We start from the raw sequence: 13,464 nt of genomic DNA, 5'->3' as shown, positions 1-13,464 counted from the left end.
GATCACCCAGAGCGGACATTTCGTTCATTGTATGCTGTAGGCAGTCGACCAATTGGTCGACGAACGCCCGGTCCTCCGGGCGTTTCCGGGATTATGGAGTAACACCATGCCGCCACGTGAGCCCTCCTTGAGCGCGCACCGGATCGACCGGCCGGTTCCGTTGCGTGAGCGCGTGTACCAGGCCATCCAGGAGCTGATCATCTCCCGGCAGCTCGCGCCCGGGCAGCACCTGGTGGAGAGCGAACTGGCGGAGCTGCTCGGGGTGTCGCGCCAGCCGGTCCGGGAGGCGCTCCAACTGCTGAATTCCGAGGGCTGGGTCGATCTGAGCCCCGGCTACGGCGCGTTCGTGCACGCGCCGACCGAGTCCGAAGTCGACCAGTTGCTGGCGGTACGCGCGGTCCTGGAAGGGGAATCCGCACGGCTCGCCGCCCAGCGCGCCGACTCCGCGGGGGTGGAGCGGCTGCGGAAGCTGTGCGCGGACGGGGAAGCCGCGCTCGCGGCGGACGAGGTGGACGCCATGGTGGCGGCGAACGCCGAACTGCACCGGTTGGTCACCGAACTGTCCGGCAACCAGGTGCTGCTCGACTTCGTGAGCCAGGTCGACCGCCGGGTGCGCTGGTACTACACGCCGATCGCCCGCCAGCGCGGCAAGAAGTCCTGGCAGGAGCACGCGAAGCTGATCGACGCCATCGAGGCGGGGGACGCCGAGGCGGCCTCCCGGATCATGCGCGAGCACACCGAACGCACGCGCCAGTCCTACCTGGAGCAGCGCAAGACCGAGGAACCGCAGGCCGCGCCGGTGCGTACCCGGCGGCGACGGACCGCGGCCCGGGGGTAGCGACCGATTCGGATCACCGGTGCCGTGGATCGCGGCACCGGGGGACGAGTGTTGTCCGCAAAGGAGGTGATGACAATGCGTACCTGGAAACAGATGTTGGAGCCGCTCACCCGCGTCCCGCGGGGCTTCAACGCCGACGGCCGTGCCCTCGGCGTCGGGCTGGCCGCCGCGCTCGAAAAGCAGCGGCGTGACCCGGCCGCCGACGTCGAAACGTTCCTTCGCCGCCGCGCCGCCGACGACCGGCGCACGACCACGTTGTCCTGAGCACCGAACCAGGGCTGGGCTGCCGCGGCCGCCAGCTCAGCCCCGCCGACCCCGGATCAGTCTCCCGAGGCCTCCGGTACGACAGCCGCCACGCGGGCTTCCTTCCGCTGGTCGGAACGCACCTTCACCAGGCTGGCCACGGTGGTGACGGCCAGGGTGCAGACGATCACCGCCAGCGAGCCGAGGATCGGGATCCGCGGCGCCCAGGAAACCCCGTCGTGGTGCAGCGCGTCCAGCACGAGTTTCACGCCGATGAACCCGAGTACCACCGCGAGGCCGATGCTGAGGTAGACCAATCGGTCCAGCAGCCCGCCGATCAGGAAGAAGAGCTGGCGCAAGCCCATCAGCGCGAAGGCGTTCGCGGTGAACACCAGGAAGGGCTCCTTGGTCAGCCCGAAGATCGCCGGGATCGAGTCGAGCGCGAACAGCAGATCCGTGGTGCCGATGGCCACCATCACGATCAACATGGGGGTGACCACGCGGCGTCCGTTCACCCTGGTGAGGATCGACGCGCCGGCGTACGAACTCGTCGCCGGAACGACCCGTTTCACCAGCCGCAGCACGGCGTTCTCGCTGAATTCCTCCTCCTCGGAATCCTGGTGCCGGAGCAGTTTCCACGCGGTGTACAACAGAAACGCGCCGAAGAAGTAGAAAAGCCACTCGAACCGCTGCACCGCCTCCGCCCCGATCGCGATGAACAGGCCGCGCATCGCCAGCGCCAGCACGATGCCGATGGACAGCACCTTCTGGCGGTACTGCTTCGGCACCGCGAAACTCGACATGATCACCACGAAGACGAACAGGTTGTCCACGGACAGCGAGTACTCGGTGATCCAGCCCGCGAAGAACTCCCCGCCGTACCGCGGCCCGGCGAGCCACACCACGGCCAGGCCGAACAGCACCGCGGCGAGCACGTAACCGACGACCCAGATCGTGCACTCCCGCAGCGAGGGATCACGCGGCTTGCGGGCGACCAGGTAGAAGTCGATACAGATGATCGTGCACAGGCCACCGATCGTGGCCAGCCACACCCACCCGGAAATGTTCATCTACGCCTTCCCGAAGTTCTCCGTGCGGTTCGCAGTTGCTGGGCGTGCGCGGCGTACCGTGCGCACACGTGTTCCGCTCGCGGATTGCGCGCCGCCACCCGATGCCACCAGCGCGGCGCGATCCGCTCGTGCAGCCACAGGAAGCCAATCGCGAAACCGGCGCTGATTATCCCCTGGTATGCGACGAACCCCAGTGGATCATCCGGTAAACCGGCGTGTCCGGTAAGCACCAGTCGAGTGAGAATCTCGTGGACGAGGCGCGCCGCCGGGAAGGCGGCGAGCCAGTACAGCGCGACCGGTGCGAACCCCCCGATCCGCACCCGGCCGTGCACGATCAGCAGCCCGTAACCGCCGCCGAACAGGCCGAGTGGCAGGCCCAGCGTCAGGGCCGTGGTCACCGCCCAGGCGACGGGCTGGCCCACGATCAGGGCCAGCGCACCGGCCGTGACCCCGGCGACGAGCCCCACCGCGAATCCGGGGAGCGCGAGCTCCGCGGCGCGAACGACGCGCGTGGCCGTCATGTCAGCCCACGACCACGCCGAACCTGAACAGGCTGTAGAACAGCATGCCCAGGTAGAACACCGCCCCGAACCCGATGACCAGGTTGGTCCACCACCGGGGCCGGATCGGCTTCGGCAGGATCCGGTTGTTCACCAGGAGCAGGACCACGCAGTAGGCGCCCATGGCGAACGTGGACAGGAACGCGAGGATGTCCAGCACCCCGCTCGGGCCGTCTGCGGGCCCGAACAGCAGGATCAGGATGCCGAAGACGATGACGCCCCACAGGAAACCCGCGTAGAGGTGGGAGATCTTGAACCGGCGGGCGCCGGGCACGAAGAAGTGGGTCATATCGGCCTGTCCCCGGGAGAACGAGTCGAACAGGCCGAGCGTGGCGTTCAGGCCGATCAGCGCGATGAAACCGAAGAACAGCCCGCCCAGCACCGGGCCACCGACCGCGGAGAACGAGTCCGACATCGCGCTCAGCGCGGCGTCCCGGTCACCGGACTCGATCAGTTCCTTGACGTTCGGGTTCTGCCGCGCCGCCGACTGCGCGAGCACGGTGAACGAGACGGTCACCAGCATGGTGATGCCCCAGAACAGCAGCAGGGCGTCGAAGGTCACCCAGCGGCGCCAGCCGCGCCACTTGGCCATCTCGTCCGGATCGGCGGTGTCGAACATGAACCCGCGTGCGGGCATGGCCTCCTCCTCGGCGGCGTGGCGCAGCCCCCGGATCCGGGGGATGTGCGCGCCCATGCCCGCGCCGCTGTCCCGCAGGTGCAGCGTGTACCACATCTGCTGCATACCGGACGGGCCCGCGAACGCGATCGAGCCGACCACGATCGGGAACCACGAACCGGACAGCGCCTCGGCGGGGAAGTACCCGAAGTGGAACAACCCGCCGAGCGTGCTCGCCAGGTCGCTCCAGTCGCCCACCAGCGAGGCGACGATCGCGGTGCCGACGACCAGGACGCCGATCAGGATCGCCAGCAGGTTCTCCAGCAGGCTGTAGATGACCCTGGCGAGGCTGAACAGGATCCCCACCAGGACCAGCGCGACGCAGGCCGTCACCACCCACGGGATGCCGGTGAGCTCCTCGAACGCGGCGGCACCGGCGGACAGGTGGCCCGGCCAGATGTAGACCAGGATCGCCACCGCGAAGAAGAACCACATGATCGGTTTGAACACCCGGGCGGCGCCGGTGAAGATGCTTTCCCCGGTGGCCATGGCGTACCGGGCCATCTCCAGCATCACCACGGCCTGGAGCGTGACGCCGATCAGGAAGAGCCATCTGATCTCCGGCCCGAACACCAGGACCAGCCTGGGCCACAGGTAGGACTCGCCCATGCCGACGCCGAGGGCCACCAGGAAAACGGTCGGGCCCAGCAGGTGGATGGACGGTGGCGCTTCGGGCAACGTGCGAATGGGCATCGGATCGAGCCGGCCGGCTCGCCACACCCGTTCCGGGCCGGGTGCGATGGCTTCGCCGCTGGGCGAACCCGCGGCCGGGGCGTTCTGAGAATCCACCGTTGGACCTCCAGTGTTCGATTCGCCTGTGCGCGTTTGCCCCCCGGCTTCGATCACCCGATCCGCCCGTGCCGGCCGATCGGAGCACCTGTGTCCGTGTCGATCAAGGGGTGAGCAGGCCGGCCGCCCTCGCCCAGCGGAACTTCGCCCCGAGCGCCGCGACCGGGCGTTCGGTGGTGTACGGATAGGCGACGATCCGGTGTTCGAAGAGGTATTCGGCGGCCTCCTCGACCTCGGTGTCGCCCGCGAGCGAGGCGACGACCGGTTTGTCGATCCCCCTGGCCCGGGCCTCCTCGACGACCCGCGCGGTCAGCTCCGCGAACACCATGGGCGGGGTGACGATCGTGTGCCAGTACCCGAGGATCAGCGCGTGGATGCGGGGATCGGACAGACCCAGGCGGATGGTCGCTTCGTAGGTCGACGGCGGTTCGCCGCCGGTGATGTCGATCGGGTTCCCGGCCGCGCCGAACGGCGGGATGAACTTCCGGAACGCCTCGTCCAGATCCGGTGGGATGTCCATCAGCGACAGGCCCGCCTCGACGCAGGCGTCCGACAGCAGCACCCCGGAGCCGCCCGCGCCGGTGATGATGACGACGTTCTCGCCCTTCGGCGCGGGCAGCAGCGGCAGCGCCCGCGCGTAGTCGAGCATCTCGTTCAGGCCGGGCGCCCGCACCACGCCCGCCTGGCGCAGGATGTCGTCGTAGACCTTGTCGTCCCCGGCCAGCGCGCCGGTGTGCGAACTGGCGGCCCGCGCGCCGAGCGCGGTCCGGCCCGCCTTGAGCACGACCACCGGCTTCTTCTTCGTCATCCGGCGGGCGGCGTCCACGAACGCCCGGCCGTCCTTGAGATCCTCCAGGTGCATGGCGACGCACTGGGTGTTCTCGTCCTGCTCGAAGAAGGTCAGCAGGTCGTCTTCGTCCACATCGGACTTGTTGCCCAGGCCGACGATCGCCGAGACGCCCATCCGCGTGGTCCGGCTGTAGCCGAGGATGGCCATGCCGATGCCGCCGCTCTGCGAGGTCAGCGCCACGCCGCCGCGCACGTCGTACGGGGTGCAGAAGGTGGCGCACAGATTGCTGGGCGTGTAGTAGTAGCCGTAGATGTTCGGCCCGAGCAGCCGGATCCCGTGCCGCCGCGCGATCGCGACGACCTCGTCCTGCAGTTCCGCGTTGCCGGTTTCGGCGAACCCGGACGGGATCAGCACCGCGGCCGGAACGCCCTTGGCCCCGCAGTCCGCCAGCGCCGCGGGCACGAACTTCGCGGGAATCGCGAACACCGCGACGTCGACCTCGCCCGGCACGTCCCCGATCGACGGGTACGCCGTGTGGCCGAGGATCTCGTCGGCCTTCGGGTTGATCGGGTGGATTTCCCCGGCGAACCCGCCGCCCAGCAGGTTCTTCAGCACCGAGTTGCCGATCTTCCCGGTTTCCGCCGAGGCGCCGATGACCGCGACCGAGCGCGGGTTCATCAACCGGTCCAGCACGCGCAGGATCTCCTCCCGCGAATGCCGGACCGGTTCGGTGCTCGCCCCGGTTTCCAGCAGGACCCGGACGTCGGCCGCGCAGGCGCCGGTGGCGGTGGCGAACACCGGGTTCAGGTCGATCTCGCGGATCTCCGGGAAATCGGTGACCAGCGCGGAAACCCGCCGCAGCACGTCGGCCAGCGCGTCCAGGTCGACCGGTTCCGCGCCGCGCGCTCCGCGCAGGACCTCGGCGGCCTTGATGTCCTCGACCATGGTCCGCGCCTCGGCGAAGTCGAGCGGGGCGAGCCGGAACGTGACGTCCTTGAGCACCTCGACCAGCACGCCGCCCAGCCCGAACGCGACCACCTTGCCGAAGGTCGGATCGGTCGTCGCGCCGACGATGACCTCCTGCCCGCCCTCGAGCAACCGCTGCACCTGCACGCCGGTGATGGTCGCCGACGGATCGTGGGCCTTGGCGCTCGCCAGGATCCGCTCGTAGGCCGCTCTGGTCGCGGCGGGGCCCTCGACGCCGACGACGACCCCGCCCGCCTCGGTCTTGTGCAGGATGTCCGGGGAGACGATCTTGCACACCACCGGGCCGCCGATCGCCGCGGCCAGTTCGGCGGCCTCGTCCGCGGTGGTGGCCAGGCCCTCGGCCGGGGTCGGGATGCCGCAGGCGTCGCACAGCCGCTTGCCCTCCGGGGCGGTGAGCGCGTTCCGGCCTTCCGCGCGGACCTTGTCCAGGACCTCCCGGACGGCCGCGGTGTCGATTTCCGTTGCCATTTCTTCAGATCACCCCGTTCGCCTTGAGGTCGGCGAGTTCGGCCTCGGCCAGGCCCAGTTCGCGGGAGTAGACGTCGGCGTTGTGCTCGCCCAGCAACGGGGAGCGTTCGACGTCGACCGGCGAGTCGGACAGTTTGATCGGGCAGCCGACCGTGGTGAACTCGCCGCGTTCGGGATGGTCCACCCGCACCACCACGCCGTTGTCGGCCAGCGAGGGGTCCTCGATGATCTCCTTCGTGGAAAGCACCGGGCCGCACGGGATGTTGTGCTCGTTGAGCATGGCCAGCACGTCCCATTTGCGGTGCGTGCTGCTCCACTCCTCGATGAGCTGGAACATCTTGTCCAGTTTGGACAGACGAGCCTCGGGGGTCGCCCAGTCCGGATCGGTCGCCAGTTCCGGGCGGCCGATCAGCCGGGTGATCGGCTCCCAGCCGACCGGCTGCACGATGACGTAGATGTAGTCGTTCGGCCCGCCGGGCGCGCATCGGACCGCCCAGCCCGGCTGGCCGCCGCCGGAGGCGTTGCCGGAGCGGGGCACCGCGTCGCCGAACTCGTCGTTCGGGTACTCGGCGAGCGGCCCGTGCGCCAGGCGCTGCTGGTCGCGCAGCTTGACCCGGCACAGGTTGAGCACGGCGTGCTGCATGGCGACCGTGACCCGCTGCCCGTGGCCGGTCCGCTCCCGCTGGTAGAGCGCGGCGAGGATCCCGGCCACCGTGTGGATTCCGGTGCCCGAGTCGCCGATCTGCGCGCCGGTGGCCAGCGGCGGCCCGTCCTCGAAACCGGTGGTGCTCATCGAGCCGCCCATCGCCTGCGCGACCACCTCGTAGGCCTTGAAATGGGTGTACGGACCCTCGCCGAAACCCTTGATCGAGGCGTAGATCAGCCGGGGATTGAGTTCGCGCAGCCGGTCCCAGGTGAAACCCATCCGGTCGACCGCGCCCGGCCCGAAGTTCTCCGCGAGGATGTCGAAGCGGGGGAGCAGTTCGGTGAAGATCCGCTTGCCCTCATCGCTTTTCAGGTTGAGCGTGATGCTCCGCTTGTTGCAGTTGAGCATCGTGAAGTACAGACTGTCCACATCGGGCAGATCACGCAGCTGCCTGCGGGTGATGTCCCCGGTGGGCGACTCCAGTTTGACGACGTCCGCGCCCAGCCAGGCGAGGATTTGCGTGCAGGACGGGCCGGACTGGACGTGGGTCATGTCCAGGACGCGGACGCCCTCGAGTGCCTTTCCCATCGCCACACCCCTTCACTTGTACATGGTTTGGTTCATGGTTCCCGGGGCGTAGACCTCGGGATCGACCCAGACGTTGATCAGCGACGGCTTGCCGGACTCGCGGGCGCGTTCCAGCGCGGGCCGGATGTCCGCCGGATCGCGCACCTGTTCGCCGTAGCCGCCGAGCATCCGGGCGAACTGGTCGTAGGGCACGTCGCCGAGCGTGTTGCCCACCCGGCCGCGATCGGCGCCGTACTTCTGGATCTGGCCGTAGCGGATCTGGTTCATCGACGAGTTGTTGCCGACGATCCCGACGAACGGCAGGTCGAAGCGCACCAGGGTTTCGAAGTCCCAGCCGGTGAGGCTGAACGCGCCGTCGCCGAACAGGCACACCACCTCGGACTCCGGCCGCGCGTACTTCGCCGCCAGGACGAAGGGAATGCCGACGCCGAGTGTCCCGAGTGGACCGGGGTCCAGCCAGTTCCCGGGTGCTTTCGGCTGCACGACCTGACCGGAGAACGTCACGATGTCGCCGCCGTCGCCGATGTAGAGCGAATCCGGGGTGAGGAACTCGTTGATCTCGTGCACCAGCCGGTACGGGTCGATCGGGCAGGCGTCGGAATGCTGGCGCGGCAGGCGTTTCTGGTAGGCCGCGACCTCGACCGCGCGCAGTTCCTCCAGCCACGGTTTCCGCGCCGCCGCGCCGTTGTCGACGCGGGCGGAGGCCGCCTGGGTGACCGCGGCGAGCACCTGCCCGGCGTCGCCGACGATGCCCAGGTCGACGTCCCGGTTCTTGCCGACGGTCCGGTAGTCGAGGTCGATCTGGACGACCGCGGCGTCCGGGGAAAGCCGTTTGCCGTAGCCCATCCGGAAGTCGAACGGGGTGCCGACGATGATGATCAGATCGGCCTCGGTGAACGCGTAGCGCCGGGACAGCTGCAGGTGGTGCGGGTCGCCCGGCGGCAACGTGCCGCGGCCGGAACCGTTCATGTACGCGGGCACGTTGAGCGTGCGCACGAACTCGGTCGCGGCGCCGGTGGCGCGGCAGGTCCACACCTGGCTGCCCAGCAGGACGCACGGCTTCTCCGCCGCCACCACGAGATCCGCCAGGCGCTCGATCGCCTCGGGGTCCCCGGGCGAGCGGGTCGACGCGCGGTAGTGGCCCGCCTTCGGCACGCGCGCGGAGTCCGCGGGCACCTTGGCGTCCAGCACGTCCCGGGGGATTTCCAGGAACGACGGACCGGGCGCGCCGTGGTAGCACTCGCGGAAGGCCATGGACACCAGATCGGCGACCCGTTCGGTGCGCGGCACGGTCGCGGCGAACTTGGTGATCGGCGCCATCATGTCCACGTGCGGCAGGTCCTGCAGGGACCCCATCTTGTGCTGGCTCAGCGCCCCCTGCCCGCCGATCAGCAGCATCGGGCTCTCCGCGCGCAGGGCGTTGGCCACCCCGGTGACCGCGTCCGTGGTGCCCGGGCCCGCGGTCACCACCGCGCAGCCGGGTTTGCCGGTGACCCGGGCGTAGCCGTCGGCGGCGTGCGCGGCCACCTGCTCGTGCCGGACGTCGATCACGTCGATGCCCTCGTCGACGCAGCCGTCGTAGATGTCGATGATGTGGCCCCCGCAGAGGGTGAAGATCACCTCCACCCCCTCCGCTTTGAGCGCCTTCGCAACCAGGTGCCCGCCGGAGGTCGTGCCGGGTTCGCCGTCGCCTGCCATCTGGTCGTCTCCTCTTATTTGTGGCTACCGCATACTGCATACAGAATCTGATCAGATGGTGTACCTCGAGGGCTGGGCTTGTCCAGAGATGAAAGTCTCTTCAGTCTCGCCAGTCGATCGTCGGCCAGTTCCGGGCGAGTAAGCCGAGCCGCGCGGCGGCCTCGGCGGGCGGGAGTCCGTGGCCGACGGCCAAGCCGAACAGGTAGATCGTCACCGGTGTGGCCGGTCTGGTCACGAATCGGCGGACCTCGCGGGCCACGGCCAGGATCAGCGCGGGGTCGGGCGGTTCGCCGTCGAGGTCCAAGCGTTCCCGTACCGCCGCGATCCAGCCTTCCAGGTCGTCCATGGCCGCGCCTCCGGCTCGTTGACCGACTCGCCGAAGACGGTATACTGCATACAATCTCCGCGCAAGAATGGAGCCACCGTGCGAGTTGCCGTTCTCGGCGCCGGTGCCATCGGCGCGTATGTCGGCGCCAGCCTCTGCCGCGCCGGAGTCGACGTCCACCTCATCGCGCGCGGACCCCAGCTGCGGGCGATCCGCGAATCGGGCGTCCGGGTGCGCAGTCCCCGCGGGGATTTCGCGGCGTGGCCGCACGCCACCGGCGATCCCCGCGAGGTCGGCCCGGTCGACCACGTCTTCCTGGGCCTCAAGGCGAACCAGTACGCGTCCGCGGGGAACCTGGTGCGGCCGCTGCTGCACGAGAAGACGTCGATCGTCGCCGCGCAGAACGGCATTCCGTGGTGGTACTTCCACGGTGTGCCCGGCGAGTTCTCCGGCCGCCGGATCGAAAGCGTCGACCCCGGTGGCGCGGTGAGCGCGGTCCTCCCGCCGGACCGGGCCATCGGGTGCGTGGTCTACGCGGCGACCGAGGTCTCCGCGCCGGGCGAGATCCGGCACCTGGAGGGCACCCGGCTGTCCATCGGCGAACCGGACGGCACGATTTCCCGCCGCTGCACCGAATTCGCCGGCGCGATGGTCGCGGGCGGCCTGAAATGCCCGGTCGAACCGGAGTTGCGGCGCGACATCTGGATCAAGCTGATGGGCAACCTCGCGTTCAACCCGATCAGCGCGCTGACCCGGGCGACGATGGCCGGGATCTGCCGCCACGCCGGCACCCGCGGGCTGGTGGTCCGGTTGATGGAGGAGACCCTGCGGGTCGCGGCCGCGCTCGGCGTGCGCCCGGACGTCTCGATCGAGCGGCGCCTCGCGGGCGCGGAACGGACCGGCGAGCACAAGACGTCGACCCTGCAGGACCTGGAGAAGGGCAAACCGCTCGAACTCGGCGCGATTCTCGCCGCGGTGGTCGAACTGGCCGAGCTCACCGGGGTCGAGGTGCCCGCGATGCGCGTGCTGAACGCGCTCGCGGGCCTGCTCGGCGAGCAGGTCGCGGGCGCCTGACCGTGCTGTTCAGCCAGCTCGAATACCTGGTCGCGCTGGCCCGGGAGGGACATTTCGGCCGGGCCGCCGCGGCCTGCCACGTCTCGCAGCCCGCGCTGTCGGCCGGGATCCGCAAACTGGAAAGCGAGTTCGACGTCCAGATCGTGCGGCGGGCCAACCGGTTCGAGGGGCTGACCGCCGAGGGGGAGCGGCTGCTGGTGTGGGCGCGCAAGATCCTGGCCGACCGCCAGGCGCTCACCGAGGAGATCCAGAGCATGCGGTCCGGGCTGCGCGGCACGCTCGGGCTGGGCTCCATCCCGACCGCGCTGCCCGCGCTGTCCCTGCTGACCGGTCCGTTCCGCCGCGCCCACCCGCTGGTGCGGCTCTCGGTGCTGTCCCTGTCGTCGGCCGACATCCACCGCTGCCTGCTCGATTTCGGGATCGCGGCCGCGGTGTCCTATGTGGACGGCGCATATCCGGCGGGGATCCGCACCATGCCGCTGTACCGGGAGCGGTACGTCCTGCTCGTGTCGGCGGGCCGGATACCGGACGCGCAGCGGTCGGTGCCGTGGTCGGCGGCCGCGGCGATGCGGCTGTGCCTGCTGACCACGGACATGCGCAATCGGAAGTTCCTCGACCAGGTGTTCGCGGCGGCGGGATGCGTGCCGCGGGTGGTGCTGGAGACGAACTCGATCTCCGCGTTGTTCGCGCACGTGCGGGACGGTTCGACGGCGACGGTCATGCCGCACACCTGGTTGCAGACCTTCGCGGTGCCGCCGGACATGCGGGTGGTCCCGCTGGTGGAACCGGTGGTCACGCACGGCGTCGGGCTCCTGCTGCCGCGGCACGAACCGGATTCCCTGCTGGCCCGCGCGTTGATCAAGGTCGTGCACCGGGTGAACATGACCCGGGCCCTGGACGCCACCCTCCGCGAGATCCTCGGCGAGGGTGGCGTTCCTCCCGGGGATCAGCGCCCGGCGGTGTAGGAGTGCGCACCGGCGCCCGCGAGCTGGCCGCCCTGCACGATCAGGTACTCGTCGCGGATCGGGCGGCCGTCGAACCAGCACTCCAGGATCTCCCGGGTCCCGGCCGCGTACCGCGCCTGCGCGGAGAGGGTGGAACCGGAGACGTGCGGGGTCATCCCGTGGTGGGGCATGGTCCGCCACGGGTGGCTCGGCGGCGCGGGCTGCGGGAACCAGACGTCCCCGGCATACCCGGCGAGCTGCCCGCTGCGCAACGCCCGGACCACGGCGTCCCGGTCGGCGATCTTCCCGCGCGCGGTGTTGACCAGGTAGGCGCCGCGTTTCATGGTGGCCAGCAGGTCGTCGTCGAACAGGTTCTCGGTCTCCGGGTGCAGCGGCGCGTTGATGGTCACCACGTCGCACCGCGGAACCATGTCCCGCGCGCTCGGGTGGAAGGTCAGGCCCAGTTCGCTTTCCACCTCCGCGGGCAGCCGTTGCTTGTCGGTGTAGTGCAGGTGCACGTCGAACGGCTTGAGGCGGCGCAGCACGGCGAGGCCGATCCGCCCGGCGGCGACCGTGCCGACGTGCATGCCCTCCAGGTCGTAGGCCCGCGACACGCAGTCGGCGATGTTCCAGCCGTTGTCGAGCACCCACTGGTGCGCCGGGAGGTAGTTGCGGACCAGGGAAAGAATCATCATCACGACGTGTTCGGCAACGCTGATGCTGTTGCAGTAGGTCACCTCGGCGACCGTGATGCCGTGTTCGATCGCGGCCTGGAGATCGACGTGATCGGAACCGATTCCGGCGGTGATCGCCAGTTTCAGGTTCGGCGCTTTCGCGATGCGTTCCGCGGTCAGGTAGGCGGGCCAGAACGGCTGGGAGATCACGATTTCCGCGTCGGCGAGTTCCTGGTCGAGAACCGAGTCCGGGCCCTCCTTGTCCGAGGTGACGACCAGCGTGTGGCCCTGGTCCTCGAGGTAATGGCGCAGGCCGAGGGCGCCGGACACGCTGCCGAGCAGTTCACCGGGGGTGAAGTCGATCCCTTGCGGGCTCGGCATGGTCTGGCCGTCGGGATAACGCTCGAGCACGGGCAGCCCGTCCCGGGCGTAGGTCTTCGGCCGGCCGTCCACCGGGTCGTCGTAAAGCACGCAGACAATCTTCGCCATGGGAAACTCCACGATTTCGGGTGCGGAAGGGATTTCTCGGCCGATGCGAAAACTCTCCCGCCCCGAAACCGGGCGCGTCAAAGCAAAGTAGGTGACCGCGCCATAACGCCCGCCTATCGCCGGGGGTCGTGAGCGTTCGGACCGGTTCTATTATAACCGGCCTGACCACTCACGACCCCGATAACCGGATGCCGGGGCTCGCCTACCGAGATGGGGAACTCGGTGTGCCGAAACGGGGGACTCGCACGTCCGAAACGGGGGACTCGCGGCAGGCGGGAAGGGTCCGCTGCCGCGAGTTCCCCGTTCCGGGAGGAGGCGAGCACCACCCGAGAAGTCCTACCGAGAAAACCTCAATGGGGCGGACATGTTCGTACCGCGTGACTCGGCGCGAATCGCCCTCCCCGCACCTGCGACGACCCCACTCGGTCCGCGGCGCCGCACCGGCGGCCGAAAGCGCGCGCTTTCAGGTTCCCAGCGGGGCTTTGCCACCGGAGCGCCGCCCGCGCGCAGGCCAGACGGGGATCGGCAGGCGCCGCCGATCGGGGTGGGGTCGTGAGTGTTCCGGCCGGGTAACTGTTCAGGTGGGTGCTGGGTTTGGTGGTAGC

Annotated in this window: 12 protein-coding genes; 4 read left to right on the top strand and 8 right to left on the bottom strand. The window is 69.4% G+C overall.

All coding sequences use genetic code 11. The features are described 5' to 3' along the window. Positions 1-106 precede the first annotated feature (106 nt). Positions 107-838: a GntR family transcriptional regulator gene (locus FXO23_RS29465; protein WP_158888741.1), complete on the top strand. Its 732-nt coding sequence runs from the start codon at positions 107-109 to the stop codon at positions 836-838. Positions 839-913: 75 nt separating this feature from the next. Further along, positions 914-1,102: a hypothetical protein gene (locus FXO23_RS29460; RefSeq protein WP_158888740.1), complete on the top strand. Its 189-nt coding sequence runs from the start codon at positions 914-916 to the stop codon at positions 1,100-1,102. A gap of 56 nt (positions 1,103-1,158) precedes the next feature. Here the strand turns inward: FXO23_RS29460 and FXO23_RS29455 are convergent, their stop codons facing one another. From FXO23_RS29455 to FXO23_RS29425, 7 genes are all read right to left on the bottom strand, one after another. Continuing rightward, positions 1,159-2,151 carry a TerC family protein gene (locus tag FXO23_RS29455; RefSeq protein ID WP_158888739.1) on the bottom strand — a complete coding sequence of 331 codons (993 nt, stop codon included), beginning with the start codon at positions 2,149-2,151 and terminating at the stop codon, positions 1,159-1,161. After that, positions 2,148-2,672 (bottom strand): hypothetical protein, encoded by a 525-nt coding sequence (locus FXO23_RS29450; RefSeq protein ID WP_158888738.1) that lies wholly within the window; start codon positions 2,670-2,672, stop codon positions 2,148-2,150. Before FXO23_RS29450 ends, FXO23_RS29455 begins: the two co-directional genes overlap by 4 nt. Before the next feature lies 1 nt (position 2,673). After that, the gene (locus tag FXO23_RS29445) at positions 2,674-4,176 is read right to left on the bottom strand and encodes an Nramp family divalent metal transporter (RefSeq protein ID WP_246257992.1); all 1,503 of its coding nucleotides are present in this window, start codon (positions 4,174-4,176) and stop codon (positions 2,674-2,676) included. A 103-nt stretch (positions 4,177-4,279) separates the two neighbouring features. Next, positions 4,280-6,421, bottom strand: a complete 2,142-nt coding sequence (locus FXO23_RS29440; protein ID WP_158888737.1) for an acetate--CoA ligase family protein — start codon at positions 6,419-6,421, stop codon at positions 4,280-4,282. A 4-nt stretch (positions 6,422-6,425) separates the two neighbouring features. Further along, on the bottom strand, positions 6,426-7,655 hold the full coding sequence (gene frc, locus FXO23_RS29435; protein ID WP_158888736.1) for a formyl-CoA transferase: 1,230 nt from the start codon (positions 7,653-7,655) through the stop codon (positions 6,426-6,428). Between the two features lie 12 nt (positions 7,656-7,667). After that, a complete protein-coding gene (locus tag FXO23_RS29430; RefSeq protein WP_158888735.1) occupies positions 7,668-9,353 on the bottom strand; it encodes a thiamine pyrophosphate-binding protein in 1,686 nt (561 codons plus the stop codon). 100 nt (positions 9,354-9,453) lie between these two features. Continuing rightward, positions 9,454-9,699: a DUF6457 domain-containing protein gene (locus FXO23_RS29425; RefSeq protein ID WP_158888734.1), complete on the bottom strand. Its 246-nt coding sequence runs from the start codon at positions 9,697-9,699 to the stop codon at positions 9,454-9,456. Positions 9,700-9,777: 78 nt separating this feature from the next. Here FXO23_RS29425 and FXO23_RS29420 point away from each other — a divergent pair, with 78 nt between their 5' ends. Next, positions 9,778-10,752 carry a 2-dehydropantoate 2-reductase gene (locus tag FXO23_RS29420; RefSeq protein ID WP_158888733.1) on the top strand — a complete coding sequence of 325 codons (975 nt, stop codon included), beginning with the start codon at positions 9,778-9,780 and terminating at the stop codon, positions 10,750-10,752. 2 nt (positions 10,753-10,754) lie between these two features. Then, positions 10,755-11,717, top strand: coding sequence for a LysR family transcriptional regulator (locus FXO23_RS29415; RefSeq protein ID WP_158888732.1), 963 nt, complete (start codon positions 10,755-10,757; stop codon positions 11,715-11,717). Here the strand turns inward: FXO23_RS29415 and FXO23_RS29410 are convergent. Continuing rightward, positions 11,699-12,859 carry an NAD-dependent formate dehydrogenase gene (locus FXO23_RS29410; protein ID WP_158888731.1) on the bottom strand — a complete coding sequence of 387 codons (1,161 nt, stop codon included), beginning with the start codon at positions 12,857-12,859 and terminating at the stop codon, positions 11,699-11,701. The two genes, FXO23_RS29415 and FXO23_RS29410, sit on opposite strands and share 19 nt — an antisense overlap. Positions 12,860-13,464 lie beyond the last annotated feature (605 nt).

Origin of the sequence: Amycolatopsis anabasis (assembly GCF_009765355.1) — a bacterium.
Classification (GTDB): domain Bacteria; phylum Actinomycetota; class Actinomycetes; order Mycobacteriales; family Pseudonocardiaceae; genus Amycolatopsis; species Amycolatopsis anabasis.
This window is presented reverse-complemented; position numbering and strand designations above follow the sequence as displayed.